Raw genomic sequence first — 15,264 nt, 5'->3', positions numbered from 1 at the left:
GGGGTCACGCTCTACTATCAACCCTACCGGGTAAACCGCCGGCACTCAACGGGTGAAGCGGAAAGTTGACCGCCCGTACAGGCGGGAAATCCGGCACGACCCGAAACCGCCCCCCGCCCCTGCCGGCGGCCGGTAGGATAATCGGCTATTCCGGTTTGCCGCGGGTTTCTTGCAAGGTCCGCCCGATGTCTCATCAATCTCCCACACGCCCGCGCCGCCCGTGGGTGCTGATCGCGGCCGCGGCGGTGTTGCCGGTCGCGCTCTACTTCGTCGTGCGGGCGGTCCCGGCGGCCGGCGGCCCGCCGCCGCTGCACGTTAGCCCGGTCGCCGTGTTCCCCCCTGCCGCGTTGGCCCTACGGGCGGAAGCCGTCGGGCCGATGGTCGGGCAGCCGCGGGTCACGCACGTCCAGCTCTTCGACCTGAACCGCGACGGCCGCCCCGAAGTGATCGCGGCCGACGGGCAGCGGAACCAGTTGTTCGCGTACCACCGCCGCGGCGGCAACTGGGACGAGCGGCCGCTCGGCCCCGAGTTGAACTGCCCCGGCCCGTTCGCCGTCGCGGACCTCGACGCCGACGGCGACCCGGACCTGATCGTCTCCGTCGTCGGCAGCATCTGGCCGACGGACGACCGCGTCGGGCAGGTCGTGTGGCTGGAGAACAAGGGCGGCGAGTTCGGCCGCCGCACGCTGCTCGACGACGTGCGGCGGGTGACGGACGTGCGGGCCGGCGACCTCGACGGCGACGGCGACCTCGACCTCGTGGTCGCCGAGTACGGGTTCAACCGCGGCCGCGTCCTGTGGCTGGAAAACAAGGGCGGCGGCCGGTTCCGCGATCACCTGTTGTTCGCGTCGCAAGGCCCGTCGCACGTCCCCGTCGTCGATCTGGACGGCGACGGCGACCTCGACGTGGTGGCGCTCGTGTCGCAGGACCACGAGGAGGTGTGGGCGTTCGTCAACGACGGGAAAGGGGCGTTCGCGCCGCGGAAGCTGCACGGCTTCCCGAACTACGACCTCGGCAGCGCCGGGCTGACCGTCGCCGACCTCGACCGCGACGGCGACCCGGACCTGATCCTCTCGGCCGGGGACAATCTGGAAGTCGGCCACCACTTCCCGCAGGCGTGGCATGGCTGCTTCTGGCTGGAAAACAAGGGCAACCTGCAGTTTGAAGTCCACCGGCTGGCGGCGGTCGGCGGCGTGTACGCGGCGGCGGCGGCGGACCTGGACGCCGACGGCGACACCGACCTCGTGCTGGCGTGCATGTTCAACGACTGGCGGGCGGACGGGGCCGCGAGCCTCGTGCTGCTGGAGAACGACGGGCGGCAGACGTTCGCCGCGAAGACACTCGCGGACCGGCCGGTGGCGCTCGCCACGGTCGCGGCGGGCGACCTCGACGGCGACGGCCGGACGGACGTGGTGGCCGGGGCGCTCAACCTGGAACCGGTCCCGCCGGGGAAGCGCGGTCGGCTGACCGCGTGGCTGAACCGGAAGGCGGGCGGCCCATGACCCGCCCCCGCGCGCTGCTCGCGTTCATCATCCTCGTCGAACTCGCCACCGGGGCGGTGTTCGCGTACCGGCAGTGGAGTCGCCCGACGCCGCCGCGGCCGGACCTGTCGGCGATTGACCCGATCACGGCCGCCGACGTTCGCGCGCTGGCGGATCGGTGCGAGACTCCCGCCGACTGGGGGAACCTCGCGGACGCGTACTTTGCCACCGGCTTCCTGCCCGAAGCGGAGGCGTGCTACCGCGTGGCCGCCCGCACCGGCGACCCGGAGGCGCTGTTCCGCCATGCGTTCGCGCTCGACCGGCTGAGCCTCGTGGTAGAGGCGAACGGGCGGTACGCCGCGGCCATCGACGCCGGCCACCCGCGGCCGACGGAAGTGTGGTACCACGTCGGCCGCAACCACCTCCGGCTCGAAGACGCGGTCGCGGCGGCGGACGCCTTCGCGAAGTGCGGCGACCTGCCCGCCGCCCGGCTGGAGTTGGTGCGGCTGGGCCGACCCGCCGACCTCCCGGACGCGCAGCAGTCGGTGTCCCTCCGCTACCGCGCGGCCCTGGCCCGCGGCGACGCGCGGCAGGCGGACGAGCTGGCCGACCGGTTCGAGCGGTCGCCGGACCGGTTGCCGAACCCGCTCGACCGCGAGGCGGCGTGGCTCGAAGCCGTGAAGGACCGGCTCGGCGTGCGGGCCGCGTTCAAGAAACTTCCGAAGATGCCCGCGGCGGAAGCGGACGCATTTTTAACCGACGTGACGGCGAACGCATGGTCGGTCGAGGCGGCCGACGGGTACGCCGAGCACCTGCTGAACCGCAACCGCCCGGCCGAGGCGGTGAAGGTGCTGGCGGACGCCGTGGACCGCGGCGGGCCGTCGGTGCAGATGGTGTGGCGGCTCGGCGAGGCTTACGAGGCCGCCGGCCGCGCCGCCGACGCGCGGGCGGCATGGGCGCGGGCCGCGGCCTTCGGGACCGGTCCGGACGTGAAGGACCTGCGGTACAAGCTGGCGGCGGCCCACGAGCAGGCCGGCGACGCGGCCGCGGCGAGGGCGCTGTTGCCGCTGGCGTTCCTGTCGGCCGGGATCGACCGGCACGACGCGGGGAAGCCGGCGGAGGCGGTCGGCGCGTTCCGGGAGGCGGTGCGGCTCGACCCGCAGCTGGCCCACGGGTGGTACCGCCTCGGCGAGGCGTACCGGGCGCTCAACCGCCCCGCGGAGGCGCGGCAGGCGTTCGAGAAGTGTTTGTCGCTCGACCCGGACCACGGCCGCGCGGCGCGGGCGCTGGCGGTGATGGGGAAGTGAGAACCCGACTTCCGAAGTCCGGCTTCGACTTCGGAAGTCCGAGGGGAGAGCGGCATCTGCGGACGCGGCGAAGGTTCTGGGCTCGCTCGACTTCCGAAGTCGAAGCCGGACTTCGGAAGTCGAGGCTACTTCTTCTTCGGCTCCGCGTCCGGCGGGAGCATCGCCTTCACGAGTTGCCCGTTCGTGCCGTTGTACAGCCGGACGACGCCCTCCTCGCCGCCGGCCGCGACGACCGCGCCGTCCGGGTTCGTCGCCACCGCGTACACGTAGTCCTTGTTCTCGCCGAACGTCCGGGCCTGGTTGCCGTTGTCCGCGTTGTACAGCCGCACCGTCGCGTCGCCGCTGGCCGTCAGGAACGTCTGCGTCTTCGGCACGACCGCCAGCCGCGTCACCTGCTTCTGGTGGCCCTGGATGTCGCGGGCCTTCTCCCCCTTCTCGTAGTCCCACACCTTGATGACGTTGTCGGCCCCGGCCGACACGAGCTTCTTCCCGTCGGCCGTCCAGGCCACGTCCAGGACGTGGTGCGTGTGCCCCTCGAACGACTTCACGAACTTACCGCTCGGCACTTCCCACACCTTCACGAACTTGTCCGCGCCGCTCGTGGCGAGCAGCTTCCCGTCCGGGCTGAACGCGACGCCGAACACCGTGTCGCTGTGCCCGCTCTTGACCTCGAACGCCGGCTTGCCGTCCGCGGTGAACACCTTGACCTCGCCGTCCTCCGTCGGCGCGCCGCCGCCGGTGGCGAGCAACTTGCCGTCCGCGGAGTAGGCGAGCGCCACGACGCGGTCGGCGAAGCCGGGGACGCGGGCCTTCACGGTCCCCTTCTCGGCGTCCCAGAGGGTGACCTCCTGGAAGCTGCCGCTGGCGAGCGTCTTGCCGTCCGGCGAGTAGGCCAGCGACTCGACGAGCGAGACGTGCGCGGACTTCGCCTCCTTGCCGTCCGCGGTTTTCAGCGTCGGGTCGAGGAACGTCGCCTTGAACGCGCCGGTCTTGCCGTCGAACAGGTGGATCTGGTTCCCGCGGCCGGCGGCGACGACGGCCTTCTCGACCTTCTCCGGGCTGACGGCCACGGCCCGCACCGGCTTCACGAGCGCCGGCGGCAGCGTCAGCACGACCTTCGGCCGCGACTTCACCTCCGGCGCGGTCGGCCCCTTCGCCCCCTGCTCGATCCAGAGCTTCAGGACCGCGACCTCGGCCGGGGTGAGCGGGTTCTCCTCCGACTTCGGCGGCATGACCGGGGCCTTGTTGTGGCTGCTGTACGCGTACAGCAGGCTGTCCGTCGGCTTGCCCGGCACGACGGCGACGCCGCGGCGGCCGCCCTTCATGACGGCCGCGAACGTGCCCATGTCGAACTTCCCCTTCTGCTCCGACCCGGAGTGGCAGACGGTGCATTTCGCCGCGAACAGTGGCTGCACGTCCTTCGCGTAGTCGATCGGCTCCTTCCGGTCGAGCTTCGCCGGCTCGATCGGCGTGAGCTTGGCGTCCTTCTTTTCCTGGGCCGAAGCGACGGCGGAAAGGAGGAACAGGAGGGTCAGGGTGCGCATCATTTATTCTCTCGGTGGGGATGAATCAGGTGTGGCGGGCGGTGGCGGCGTGGCGGCCTCTTGGCGAATTTGTCGGAGCAATAGGTAGGCGCAAACTAGGGAGAAGAAATAGCCCTCGGTCAGGCGACTCAAAAATACCTGAGCCAAATCGACGGGATCGAGTTCGTGACCGCGTACCAGCCGCTCGGCAACAGCACGAGCCGAGACGCCGATCAACCCGAACACGAGGCCGAAAACGGCCGCGAACCGCACGAGTATGGACCAGCGAATCGGCTCAAGATTGTTCGGGTGATCCATTGATGATCCTTCGCTCTCCTATCTGATTTTACCCGTGTCCTCTTTGTTCATCTGGGGCTCAATTCCTCACTTCACCACGTTCACGTTGAACTTCGTTTCGTGCTTCGTCTCGTACTTGCCGTCCCACTTCGCGACGGCGGTGACGGCCACGTTGTTCACCGCGCCGACCTTCGCGTCCTTCGCGGCGACGAGCTTCAGCTTCGCCTCCGTCGCGCCGGCCGGGATCGTCACCGGCTCCGCCGTCACGCCGACGGCCTCTTTCGGAAGCTCCACCTTCACGGTAAACGGGCCGTCGAAGTCGAACTGCCGCTCGACGCGAACCACGACCTCGGCCGTCGCGCCTTGCTTCAGGTTGCCCGGCGACTGGGCCGACAACTTCGCGAGGCTCGTCGGGATGACCGTCACCTCGAACGGGGCCGCGAACGCATACACGGTGATGTCCTTCTTGTCCTTGCCCGTCGGGTCTTTCGAGAACTTCACCGTCGTCTCGGCCCGCAGCGGGACGCTGTAAGTTCCCGGCGCGGCGTTGCTCTTCACGTCCACGACGACCGTGCCGTCCGCCTTGTCCTTCGGGATCGCGACCGGCTGGGCGTTGTTCACGTTCACGGCCGACTGGTTCATGTTCTGCTGCGTCGGCTCGATCACCACGTTCACCGGGTTCGGCCGGGCGTCCTTCTCCTGCCACGTCACCTTCACCGGGACCGTCACCTTGCTCCCCGGCTTCACGACGAGGGGGGACGACGCCTTCTCGTCCTTGCCGTCGAGCTTCACGGTCGCGGCGGCGAGGTCCGGCTTGACGCGGAACGTCGCCTTGTCCCCGCGGGCGGCGAGGACCAGCGACTGGTCGAGCCGGGCAACGGTCGGGACGTTCTGCCCCTGCACGGCCCAGGTAATCGACGCCGGCAGAGCCTCGCGAGTGACCGGCTTCCCATTAATGGTGGCCGTCACCTTTACCTTGAGCGTCGCCTGCGCGTCGGCGAGCGTGGCGGCGCTGGAGAGGACGAGCGTGCCCCACTTCTGGCCCGTGCCGATGGTCGTCGGCGACGCCGTGACGCCGGCGGGCAAGCCTTCGACGGAAACGGTCGCGGCCCCGGCGAAGCCGTCGAGCCGCTGGAGGAACACGTCGAACGCGACCTCGCCGTCCGGCCGCGCGACCACGGCCGCGGGCAACTCGCGGCTGCGCGGCATGACCACGGCGCGGAAGTCCGGCCTCGCCGGGCCGACGCGGAGGCGGTAGGAGCTGCGGGGGCCGTAACTCACGTTCGCGTCGCGGCTGCCGACCAGGATTTGGAACGTGCCGTCCGCCGGGGCGGTGAACTTGAACGCGACCGGGTCGGTCGTGCGGCTGAAGAAGCTCGTCGGGTGCAGCGATTCCGCGTCGTCGTCGAGCGTCCCCTCGTTCGCCACGTCCTGCTTCGTCGCGGCGTTGCGGATCGTGAGGAAGCCGTCCATCGAGGACCCGATGCGGTCGGCGAACAGCTCGACCATGAGCGTGTCGCCTTTCTTCGCCGTGAAGCTGTACCAGTCGCGGTCGTACCGCTTCTCGATCCGCCCCGCCAGTTCGCACGGCACGGTCAGCGCCTCGGCCGCCTCCGGCTTGTCGTTGTCGGCCGACTTCTCCATTGTCACCGGCCCGGACGTGAGGTAGACCGGCACGGCGTTCGAGCCGGGCAGCCGGAACTCGAAGCTGTCCTGCAACCCGGTCGGCGGGTCGATGCGGCGACGGAACGGCGATTGGGCCGGTGTGACCGATGCCGTGACCGACTCGACTGGCTTGCCGTCCACGCTCATCCCGCTCGGCTTCCCGCCGGGCAGGTTGCGGCCGTAGACGGTCAGCGTCGCCGCCTTGCCCGGCTCCACGACCGGCGGGAACACGGCGTCGATCCACGGCCCGGTGGTGAGCGTCAGCCGGTAGAAGTGGTCCGGACTGCCGGCCTGGTGCGCGAACTCCGTCAGCCGCACGAGGTACTCGCCGTCGCTCTGGACCGTCACGTCCGCGAGCGCGTCGGCGTCCTGGTAGTTGCGGGCGTTCGCCACGCGGCGGCCGTCCGGCGCGAAGACCTCGATCAGTGGCTTCAACTTGCTGTCGATGCCGCTCGCCGCGCAGTGGATCAGCACCCGCTGCCCGGCCTTCCCCCTGAACGCGGTGTAGTCCACGTCCACCGGGTTGCTGATGACGCCGTTCACGACGCTATTGAGTTCGACCTTCTGCGCCTCGCCGGTGTCGTTGTTCGACTCCTTCTCGTTGACCTCCGGCTTGTCGCCGACGACGAACAGCCGCGGGTTGCTGACACCGTACTTGTTGACGACGCGGACGTCATAGGCCCCCGGCGGCACGTCGGCGGCGACCGTGATTTTGAACTTTGCCTCCGTCGGCGGCGGGGCGTTCTTCTTCTTCGGCGGGTCCTTCTTCTTCGGGTCCGCGGGCGGGTCGGCCGGCGGCAACACGACCTCCGCCTTCAGACCGGGGTGTGAGAACGTCAGGGCCGTGGCGTCGTCGAGGTCGGTGCCGAGGGCCGTCACGTCCACGGTCGTGCCGGCCTTCCCGCCGGCCGGAAAGACGGAGTTGATCCGCGGCAGCGGCAGCAGGTTCTGCGGCTGTTGGGCGACCGCGACCGACGCGACGGCGAACGCGACCGCGAGCAGGGGTCGGCGCATGGGGAGTCTCCGTGACACGGGCGCGGCGTTAGAAGCGCGAGAGCGGAACGCGGTTCCGCGGGTGGCAGGTAGAGATGATGGTAAACCGCCGCCCGGCCGGGGTCAAGCGACGCGCACAATCCGTATAAATCCGAGGACCATGACGGCGAACGGCACGGCGTCAGCGTGCCGGTGTGGGTGGTTGCGGCGTCACCGGCACGCTGACGCCGTGCCGTTCGCCGTCGCACCCTCCGACGTCGGACGGGGCGTCTTGTTCGGGACGAGATTATTTAGGGAACATTCGGATGGAATACCTGCTCGGGTTCGTGGTCGGCCTCGTCGTGGCGGGGTTCCTGTTCACGGTCGTGATGATCGCGCGGGCCGGCAGCATCGGCCGGGCGTCGTGGGGCCTCAACGTCGCCGGGCGGGCGAACCTCGACCCGGCGTTCGCGAACAAGGTCAACGAGCTGATGGGCCTGCCGGTCACGGCCCCGACCGTGCCCCCGCCGCCGGTCGCGAGTTCGCCGCCCCCGCCGCCGAAGCCGCTGATCGAGAAGCCGTCCGGCGAGCCGCTCCGACTACTCGCGCTCCTTCAAACGGAAGCCCGGTTCCTCGACTTCCTGCTGGAAGACATCGGCGGCTACCAGGACGCGCAGGTCGGGCAGGCGGTGCGGGACATCCACCGGAAGGCCCAGGCCGTGCTGAAGCAGCACCTCGTGCTGGAGCCGATCGTCGCGGGGACCGAGGGGGACAAGGTGACGGTCCCGGCCGGGTTCGACCCGTCGGCGATCCGCGTGCTCGGGAACGTGACCGGGCAGCCGCCGTACACCGGCGAGGTGCAGCACCCCGGCTGGCGGGTCCGCGAGGTGAAGCTGTCCCCGCTGCCGGCCGGCCAGGACGCGTTCGTCGTCCAGCCGGCGGAGGTGCAGTTGGCGTAGGTCAGCCGGGGCGGCCGTCGTTCCAGAACTCGCACAGCACGTCGTAGATTTCGCGGGCCGGCCGGTGGTACTGGTCCTTGATGACGATGTACGCCCCGGCCACCAGGATGCCGACGCCGTACCGGCTGTTCCCGGTCCGGGCCGTGCCCATCCGCTTCACCGGGGGGTGCTCGATCCCCTTCACCTCGTCCCACCGCAGCTTCCCCTTCGTGTCCCCCTGGACGAGCGCGATGCCGACCGGGCTGACGACCAGCGCCGGCCGCGACCCGTCTTCCGCCTTCGGCCCGCCGACCAGGTACAGGATGAGGGCCGTGAACCCGCCGAAGAAGCCGAGGCCGATGGCGGCGTTCAGCCACACGCCGTCTCGGTCGCCGTGAATCAGCGTGCCGAGCAACCCCATGAGGACCGCGGCGACGAGGAGGCCGAGCATCCCGCCGACGCCCCGGTAGGACCGCGGCTGGAGCATCTTCGGCCGGCCGAGGTACGTGAACACCCGCTCCCGGCCGAACTTCGCGATCTGCTCGTCCCGGAACGGCGTGATCGCGGCCGGCACGTCGTCCACCTCCTCCGGCGGCAGCTTGCTTTCGAGGAACTCGTGCAGCTCGCGGGACGGGACCGTCAGCCGGGCCGGGATGAGCGTCTGCCCGGCCGCGTGCGTGAGTTGGATCGGGTACTCGGTCCCCTTGTCCACCGGCGTCGTCACGGCCGTCAGGTACTGGTAGTGGACGATGTCCGCCGTCGGCCGCTCGAACTCCAGCGCCTGCTCGCCGACGCGGAACCGCACCAGCCGGTCGCGGCCGAGCCAAATCCCGGCCGCTACGCCCACCGGCAGGAACGCGATGGGCCAGTTACTTTTCTTCGGGGCGGTCGCGAACAGCGCGGCCAGCCCGACCGCGGCGACCAGGAAGACGCCGGCCAGGACCCCGCCGGTCGGCCGCGATTCGACGATTTCCCCTGTCACAGAATCCCCTCCAACGCGAGCACGGCCAGGTTGTGGGTGAAGTGCAGCGCCACCGGCAGGAACATCGACCGGGAGGCGACGCGGGCGTACCCCAGGAACGCGCCGACGAGGAACAGGTACGGCATGCTCAGCAGGGCGTGGACGTGGCACAGGGCGAACGCGGCCGCGGACGCGAGGACCGCCCCGTGGACGCCGGCGTGCCGGCGGAGGACGCCGAGCAACAGGTAGCGGAAGAACAGCTCCTCGACGACCGCCGGCTGCACGCAGATCAGCAGCACCGTGACGAGCGTGACGCCCGGCGGGGCGGGGAGGTTCAGCCCGTCGAACTTCGCGTACTCGCGGAGGACGGCGTGGTAGCCGACGTTGACCAGGAGCATCACCGCGAGCAGCGGCCACGCGGCGGCCCACGCCAGCGGCCGGCGGCCCGGCGGCGGCGGGGGCGGCGGCAGCCGGGCCGACCCGCACGCCGCCCACGTAATCAGGATGATGACCGTGTCGATGGCCTCGAACACGGCGAGGGTGACGTTCTCGACGGCCTGCGGCTGGTTGTCGTCCGCGCCGGCGAGGACGGCCCCGTGGACGATGGACACGACGAGCAGCGCGAAGAACCCGCGGAGGGCGACGAACAGCGGCCGGCCGTCGTCCGCGGGCGGGGCGGGCTTCACCGGCGGGGCGGGCGTCCGCAGGCGGGCGCGGCAGTGCGGGCACTCGGCCCGCTTCGCCGCGACCGCCAGGCCGCACCGCCAGCACGCGACCGGTTCGGGTTCGAGGATCGGCTCCGGCTCGGTGGCCGGGTCCGGCGGCGGTTCGTCGTCGTCGGGCGGGGTCATGCCGGGGCCGTCCGCTTACAGGTTGCCGAGCGGGGCCAGCCCGTCGCCGTCCGCGTCGCGGTCGGCGGCCTCGTTCTGCCGTTCCTTCTGGTACGCGATGGCCGCTTGCACCGCCTTCACCAATGCGATGATGATGAGGATGCGGACCAGCCACCCGCTCGCGACGGCCTGGCCCACCTCCTTCGCGTCGTCCGTATTCGATATGGCGATGGCCACGCTCGCGACCCAGCCGCCGACGTACAGGACCAGGGCCGTCACCGTGCAGGGGACCGGGGCCTTGTAGATCATCGCCGCGAGCACGAAGAAGATCGCCCCGACGCCGACGAACACGAAGGCGGCCAGTTGCGTCGTGCGGATCGCCGAGTCGCGGAACGGCTTCAACTTCGCCTCGTCGAACACCATTCCCGACTTCCGCAGGTCGTTGATCTCCTTGTCCACCATCGCCTCGGCGCTGAGGGCGAAGAACAGGTTCGCGCCGCTCATCAGGAGGCCGACGATGATCATGATGATCCGGGCGGACCGGAGGCTGTCGGTACGGACCTTTTGGGACAAGCTGCCGAGTTCGTCGCTCGCCATGGCGGCCTTTCGTGGTGGGTGCGGCGGGAGGGCCGGAATAAGGATACCGGCCGCGGTTCGGGGCCGTCCAACAAAAAACCGGCCGGGTCGGTTGGACGGCCGTTTCACCGTTGACTCCGACCGGCGGCGCGGGGACAATCGGCTCATCCCTCCCCGCCGGACGCACGTTCCATGTTCCGCCTCGCCGACCGCGTCTCCCGACGCGAACTCCTCCGGGCCGGTGCGCTCTCGTCCCTCGGCCTCGCGCTCCCGCAGCTGACGCCCGCCCGCGCCGCCGGCTCGACCGCGAAGGCGAAGAACTGCATCGTCCTGTTCCTGCTCGGCGGGCCGCCGCAGCACGCGACGTGGGACCCGAAGCCGGACGCCCCGGCCGAGGTCCGCGGCGAGTTCGGCCCCATCGACACCGTCGTCCCCGGCCTCCGAGTCGGGTCGTTGTTCCCGAAGCTGGCGGGGCAGGCGGACAAACTCTGCCTGTTGCGAGCGATGTCCACGAACGACAACGCGCACTCGTCCAGCGGCTACTACATGATGACCGGCGTGCCGCACGCCCCGATGCAGGTCGAGAACGCGAACCCCGGCCCGCCGAACGACTGGCCGAACCTCGGCAGCCTCGTGCGGCGGATCCGCGGCGACGCCGGCGGGCTGCCGGGGGCGGTGCGGCTGCCGATGCACATCTTCAACACGGACAGCTCCGTCTGGCCGGGGCAGGACGGCGGGTTCCTCGGCCGGGCGGCCGACCCGTGGCTGTTCCGCTGCCATCCGGGGGAGGCGAAGTTTGAAATCCCGGAGTTCACCCTCGCCCCGGACGTGCCGCTCGACCGGCTGAGCGACCGCAAGGGACTATTGCAAACGTTCGACCGCTATCTAGCGAAGGCGGCCGAGGACGCCGGCGGGAAGTACGACCGGCACACGCGGCAGGCGTTCGCGCTGCTCGGCTCGGCGGCCGCGCGGGCGGCGTTCGACCTGAACAAGGAGCCGCCGGCGACCCGCGACCGGTACGGCCGGACGCACTTCGGGCAGAGCTGCCTACTCGCCCGGCGGCTGGTGGAGGCCGGCGTGTCGCTGGTGCAGGTGAACTGGTACCGCGGCCCGGACGAGCCGTCCGACGCGCCGTGCTGGGACACGCACGTGCGGGAAGCCGAGCGGATGAAGTCGCCGCTCGCGCCGACGCTCGACCAGTCGTTCGCGGCGCTGCTGGACGACCTCGACCGCCGCGGGCTGCTACAAGACACGCTGGTCGCGTGCCTGTCCGAGTTCGGGCGGACGCCGAAACTCAACGGCCGCGGCGGCCGCGACCACTGGGGGCCGGTGTTCTCGGTGGCCCTCGCCGGCGGCGGGATCCGCGGCGGGCAGGTCCACGGCAGCTCGGACAAGGCGGGAGCGTACCCGAAGGACGGCAAGGTGACGCCGCAAGACCTGACGGCGACGATCCTGCACGCGATGGGGATCGACCCGCACGCGGAGTACATCGACCCGCTCGGCCGCCCGCTCCCGGCCAGCCGCGGCGAGGTGGTGAAGGGTTTGTTCTGAGCGTACCGGGCCGCCTAAATCCCGTCCCCGCGGCCGGCGTCGGCGGCGTAGTTCTCGTACCGCATGTACTCCTTCAGGTACGTCAGCGTCACCTCCCCGGTCGGGCCGTTCCGCTGCTTCGCCACGATCACCTCCAGCACGTTGTCGTCCGCGTTGCCGTCGAACTTCCCCGGCCGGTGCAGGATCATCACCGTGTCCGCGTCCTGCTCCAGCGACCCGGACTCGCGGAGGTCCGACAGCCGCGGCTTGTGGTCCTGCCGGTCCTCGCTCGCCCGGTTCACCTGTGCGAGCGCGATGACGGGAATGTGCAGCTCCTTCGCCAGGAACTTCAACCGCCGGCTGATCTGCGCCACCTGCTCCTGCCGCGGGTCGCGGCGGTTTTCGGGTTCGATGAGCTGCAGGTAGTCGATGACGACGAGCCGCAGGCCGTGCTTCATCTTCAGCCGCCGGGCGTTGGCCGCGATGCGGAGCATGGTCTGCGCCGGCGTGTCGTCGATGAACAGCTTCACCGGGTCGCGGGCCGGGCCGCGGAGCTGCTCGCCGGCCTCCATGAGCCGCTGGATGTCGTGGCTGTTGAGCGTTCCTTTCCGGAGTTTGAAGCTGTCCACGCGGGACTGGCAGGCGAGCAACCGCTCGGCGAGTTCGACGCGGGCCATTTCGAGGCTGACGAAGAACACCGGCATCCGCTCGTCCACCACCGCGTGCCGGACCATGTTCAAAGCGAACGCTGTTTTTCCGATACCCGGCCGCGCCGCGAGGATGACGAGTTCGTTCTCGTGCAGCCCGGCGGTGAGGTTGTCGAGGTCGATGTACCCGGTCGGCACGCCGACCTCGGACAGGTTGCCGGTCGAGCGGGCGTCGATCCGGTCGAGCGCCTCCTTCATCGCGTCGTTGAGCGTCTTCAGCTCGCCGACCGTGCCCTTCTCGGCGATCTCCAGCACCCGCCGCTCGGCCATGCCGAGCAGCTCGTCGGCCGGCATCGTCCCGTCGTAGGCGTCCCGCAGCAGCTCCGTGTTCGCGTGGATGAGGTTGCGGACGATCGCCTTCTCGCGGACGATCCGGGCGTAATACTCGGCGTTCGCCGCCGTCGGCGCGGAGTCGAACAACTCTGCGATGTACAGTGGCCCGCCAACGTCTTCGATCTGCTTCCGCTGCTTCAGCACCTCGAACAGGATGACGGCATCGACCGGCTTGCCGTCGTTGTACGTCTCGACGACGGCCTGGAAGATCTTCTGGTGCGCGTCGAAGTAGAAGTTGTCGGCGCGGACGATCTGCTGGACCTCGTTCAGTACGTTGTTGTCGCGCAAGATGCTGCCGAGGACGCCCATCTCGGCTTCCTTGCTCTGCGGCGGCACGCGGTCGGGCAGGACGAGGTCGGACATGGCGGGGCCGGGGTCTGGGGTCTGGGGTCTGGCAAACCACGTTATCCGCCGGGAGGCGCGGTGCTGTCAATCGCGGATGCCCGACTTCCGAAGTCCGGCTTCGACTTCGGAAGTCGAGGGGGCGGTGAAGCGTTCCCGACCCCGCGATAGCCGTTGCGCGGGATCGACTTCCGAAGTCGAAGCCGGACTTCGGAAGTCTGGACGTAAAAAAACGGCCCACGGAGCGTCCTCCGTGAGCCGTTCGCACGTCCTGCGGGGGAAGTTACTTCTTCGCCCCTTGCTTGATGCCGACCACGATGAGCTGAATCTTCGACTCGATCCCGTACCCGAGGTTCAGCGGCACGTCGGAGATCGTGTTCGCCTCCTTGATCGGGTGCTCCAGCTTCACCATCGCCGGCTCGATGCCGAGGTTCTTGCCCTTGAGCAGCTTCGAGATTTCGGCCGCGCCGATGGAGCCGTACAGGTGGTCGTCGTCGGTCGCGTTCGCCTCGATCGTGAACGACCCCATGCGGGCCAGTTGCTCGGCCAGCACCTTGAGGTCCGCGATCCGGGCCTCGCGGGCCTTGCTGACGGTGATCTTGTAACTCTCCAGCCGCTTCAGGTTGTGCGGGTCCGGCACGACGGCCAGCCCGTAGGGGACGAGGTAGTTGCGGCCGTACCCGGCCTTCACTTCCACGAGGTCGCCCTGCTTGCCGAGGTGCGCCACGTCCTCGACGAGGACGAGCTGCATCCCGCCGTGCTTGCCCCGAATCATCTGCTGGCGGCGGCGGACCTTCTTCTTCGGCAGCGTCCGTTCCCCCTTGGCGGGGGCGGCCTTCGCGGCCGGCTTCGTCTTCGCGTCGGCTTTCGCCATGGTCGTCGTCTCTCGCGCCTGTCCCCGGCGTGCGGGTTAGGGACGAAGGGGTGTGTCCCAAGCGGTGGTGAAGGAAACAAAGTCCGGGGCCGACCCCGCGGCCCCGGTTGGTCATAGTAGTAGGCACACTCCGTGTGCCGTTTGTTGAGCGGCACAGCGGCTCGGACGAACGCCCCGCGACCGACAGGAGACGGCACACGGAGTGTGCCTACTACTCTGTCAGAACGGGATGTCGCCCTTCGGCTCGTCGTCGCCGGGGCCGTCGTCGGCCGGGGCCGGCGGGGTGAACCCGCCGCGGCCCGCGGGCCGGCCGGGCGACCGCGCCGGCGGCGGGGCGTCGTCCATCCCGCCGTCGTACCCGCCGCCGGGTTGCCCGCCCTGCTGCCGGTTGCCGCCGAGCAGCTCGATGCCCTCGACGACGACCTTGTGCTTGGACCGCTTCTGGCCGGTCGTCTTGTCGTCCCACTGGTCCAGTTGCAACCGGCCCTCGATGAAGATCGGGTCGCCCTTCTTCACGTACTGGGTGACCAGGTTGCACAGGTCCCGCTTCGTGTCTTGGCGGGTGAAGACCTCGCAGTCGATGTACAGCGGGTTCGGGTCGTTCTCCCACTGCCCGGTCTGCGGGTTCTTCTTACTCCGGCCGACGGCCAGCCGGAACTTCACCACCGTGCTGCCGCTGTTCGGCAGCGTCCGCGGCGGCTCCGGGTTGTCCGTCAGCCGCCCCATCAGAATGACTTTGTTGAACGTCGCCATGAGTCGCGACCTCGGTACCGCCGGCCCCGCAAAAGGGATGCGTCAGACAAAAGGTCTACGTCCGGGGCGCGGTCGGTAGGTGGATCATTACGCGATCCGTCGGCCGGCCGCAACGTCGGTAGCGGCTTTTTCTCCCTCTCCCCCGGCTTTGCGGGGGAGAGGGCCGGGGTGAGGG

Annotated in this window: 13 protein-coding genes; 4 read left to right on the top strand and 9 right to left on the bottom strand. The window is 69.8% G+C overall.

The annotated features are described in order from the left end of the window. Nucleotides 1–185 precede the first annotated feature (185 nt). Nucleotides 186–1,502 (top strand): FG-GAP repeat domain-containing protein, encoded by a 1,317-nt coding sequence (locus AC5JJ2_RS26900; protein ID WP_495861145.1) that lies wholly within the window; start codon nucleotides 186–188, stop codon nucleotides 1,500–1,502. Beyond that, nucleotides 1,499–2,788: a tetratricopeptide repeat protein gene (locus tag AC5JJ2_RS26895; RefSeq protein WP_495861144.1), complete on the top strand. Its 1,290-nt coding sequence runs from the start codon at nucleotides 1,499–1,501 to the stop codon at nucleotides 2,786–2,788. The genes AC5JJ2_RS26900 and AC5JJ2_RS26895 overlap by 4 nt, the downstream gene beginning before the upstream one ends. Before the next feature lie 125 nt (nucleotides 2,789–2,913). Here the strand turns inward: AC5JJ2_RS26895 and AC5JJ2_RS26890 are convergent, their stop codons facing one another. The 3 genes from AC5JJ2_RS26890 to AC5JJ2_RS26880 all read right to left on the bottom strand — a co-directional run bounded on the left by AC5JJ2_RS26890 (nucleotide 2,914) and on the right by AC5JJ2_RS26880 (nucleotide 7,287). Continuing rightward, nucleotides 2,914–4,335, bottom strand: coding sequence for a WD40 domain-containing protein (locus tag AC5JJ2_RS26890; RefSeq protein ID WP_495861143.1), 1,422 nt, complete (start codon nucleotides 4,333–4,335; stop codon nucleotides 2,914–2,916). Beyond that, complete coding sequence (locus AC5JJ2_RS26885) at nucleotides 4,336–4,629, bottom strand: hypothetical protein (RefSeq protein ID WP_495861142.1); 294 nt, start codon at nucleotides 4,627–4,629, stop codon at nucleotides 4,336–4,338. It lies immediately after the preceding gene. 66 nt (nucleotides 4,630–4,695) lie between these two features. Further along, nucleotides 4,696–7,287 (bottom strand): hypothetical protein, encoded by a 2,592-nt coding sequence (locus AC5JJ2_RS26880; RefSeq protein ID WP_495861141.1) that lies wholly within the window; start codon nucleotides 7,285–7,287, stop codon nucleotides 4,696–4,698. 284 nt (nucleotides 7,288–7,571) lie between these two features. Here AC5JJ2_RS26880 and AC5JJ2_RS26875 point away from each other — a divergent pair, with 284 nt between their 5' ends. After that, complete coding sequence (locus AC5JJ2_RS26875; RefSeq protein WP_495861140.1) at nucleotides 7,572–8,204, top strand: DUF2760 domain-containing protein; 633 nt, start codon at nucleotides 7,572–7,574, stop codon at nucleotides 8,202–8,204. Between the two features lies 1 nt (nucleotide 8,205). Here AC5JJ2_RS26875 and AC5JJ2_RS26870 read toward each other — a convergent pair whose 3' ends face one another. Genes AC5JJ2_RS26870 through AC5JJ2_RS26860 form a run of 3 tightly spaced genes read right to left on the bottom strand, consistent with a single transcriptional unit; the run spans nucleotide 8,206 to nucleotide 10,571 of the window. Next, nucleotides 8,206–9,165, bottom strand: coding sequence for a hypothetical protein (locus AC5JJ2_RS26870; RefSeq protein ID WP_495861139.1), 960 nt, complete (start codon nucleotides 9,163–9,165; stop codon nucleotides 8,206–8,208). Beyond that, on the bottom strand, nucleotides 9,162–9,995 hold the full coding sequence (locus AC5JJ2_RS26865) for a CPBP family intramembrane glutamic endopeptidase (RefSeq protein ID WP_495861138.1): 834 nt from the start codon (nucleotides 9,993–9,995) through the stop codon (nucleotides 9,162–9,164). The genes AC5JJ2_RS26870 and AC5JJ2_RS26865 overlap by 4 nt, the downstream gene beginning before the upstream one ends. Before the next feature lie 15 nt (nucleotides 9,996–10,010). Beyond that, nucleotides 10,011–10,571: a hypothetical protein gene (locus tag AC5JJ2_RS26860; protein ID WP_495861137.1), complete on the bottom strand. Its 561-nt coding sequence runs from the start codon at nucleotides 10,569–10,571 to the stop codon at nucleotides 10,011–10,013. Between the two features lie 171 nt (nucleotides 10,572–10,742). Here AC5JJ2_RS26860 and AC5JJ2_RS26855 point away from each other — a divergent pair, with 171 nt between their 5' ends. After that, nucleotides 10,743–12,101 (top strand): DUF1501 domain-containing protein, encoded by a 1,359-nt coding sequence (locus AC5JJ2_RS26855; protein WP_495861136.1) that lies wholly within the window; start codon nucleotides 10,743–10,745, stop codon nucleotides 12,099–12,101. A 14-nt stretch (nucleotides 12,102–12,115) separates the two neighbouring features. Here AC5JJ2_RS26855 and dnaB read toward each other — a convergent pair whose 3' ends face one another. From dnaB to AC5JJ2_RS26840, 3 genes are all read right to left on the bottom strand, one after another. Beyond that, complete coding sequence (gene dnaB, locus AC5JJ2_RS26850; RefSeq protein WP_495861135.1) at nucleotides 12,116–13,483, bottom strand: replicative DNA helicase; 1,368 nt, start codon at nucleotides 13,481–13,483, stop codon at nucleotides 12,116–12,118. Nucleotides 13,484–13,745: 262 nt separating this feature from the next. Next, nucleotides 13,746–14,336 (bottom strand): 50S ribosomal protein L9, encoded by a 591-nt coding sequence (rplI, locus tag AC5JJ2_RS26845; RefSeq protein ID WP_495861134.1) that lies wholly within the window; start codon nucleotides 14,334–14,336, stop codon nucleotides 13,746–13,748. 219 nt (nucleotides 14,337–14,555) lie between these two features. After that, nucleotides 14,556–15,089, bottom strand: a complete 534-nt coding sequence (locus AC5JJ2_RS26840; protein ID WP_495861133.1) for a single-stranded DNA-binding protein — start codon at nucleotides 15,087–15,089, stop codon at nucleotides 14,556–14,558. Between the last annotated feature and the right edge of the window lie 175 nt (nucleotides 15,090–15,264).

Source organism: Limnoglobus sp. (assembly GCF_059499385.1).
Note: the sequence above shows the minus strand (reverse complement) of the source record. Positions and strands in the feature narration are given on the sequence as shown.

Excerpts from the sequence above, each read along its gene's own strand:
- AC5JJ2_RS26840 (WP_495861133.1), bottom strand. The coding sequence starts at position 15,089 with ATGGCGACGTTCAACAAAGTCATTCTGATGGGGCGGCTGACGGACAAC.
- AC5JJ2_RS26860 (WP_495861137.1), bottom strand. The coding sequence starts at position 10,571 with ATGGCGAGCGACGAACTCGGCAGCTTGTCCCAAAAGGTCCGTACCGAC.
- AC5JJ2_RS26875 (WP_495861140.1), top strand. The coding sequence starts at position 7,572 with ATGGAATACCTGCTCGGGTTCGTGGTCGGCCTCGTCGTGGCGGGGTTC.
- AC5JJ2_RS26890 (WP_495861143.1), bottom strand. The coding sequence starts at position 4,335 with ATGATGCGCACCCTGACCCTCCTGTTCCTCCTTTCCGCCGTCGCTTCG.
- AC5JJ2_RS26885 (WP_495861142.1), bottom strand. The coding sequence starts at position 4,629 with ATGGATCACCCGAACAATCTTGAGCCGATTCGCTGGTCCATACTCGTG.
- AC5JJ2_RS26855 (WP_495861136.1), top strand. The coding sequence starts at position 10,743 with ATGTTCCGCCTCGCCGACCGCGTCTCCCGACGCGAACTCCTCCGGGCC.
- AC5JJ2_RS26880 (WP_495861141.1), bottom strand. The coding sequence starts at position 7,287 with ATGCGCCGACCCCTGCTCGCGGTCGCGTTCGCCGTCGCGTCGGTCGCG.
- dnaB (WP_495861135.1), bottom strand. The coding sequence starts at position 13,483 with ATGTCCGACCTCGTCCTGCCCGACCGCGTGCCGCCGCAGAGCAAGGAA.
- AC5JJ2_RS26900 (WP_495861145.1), top strand. The coding sequence starts at position 186 with ATGTCTCATCAATCTCCCACACGCCCGCGCCGCCCGTGGGTGCTGATC.
- AC5JJ2_RS26895 (WP_495861144.1), top strand. The coding sequence starts at position 1,499 with ATGACCCGCCCCCGCGCGCTGCTCGCGTTCATCATCCTCGTCGAACTC.
- AC5JJ2_RS26865 (WP_495861138.1), bottom strand. The coding sequence starts at position 9,995 with ATGACCCCGCCCGACGACGACGAACCGCCGCCGGACCCGGCCACCGAG.
- rplI (WP_495861134.1), bottom strand. The coding sequence starts at position 14,336 with ATGGCGAAAGCCGACGCGAAGACGAAGCCGGCCGCGAAGGCCGCCCCC.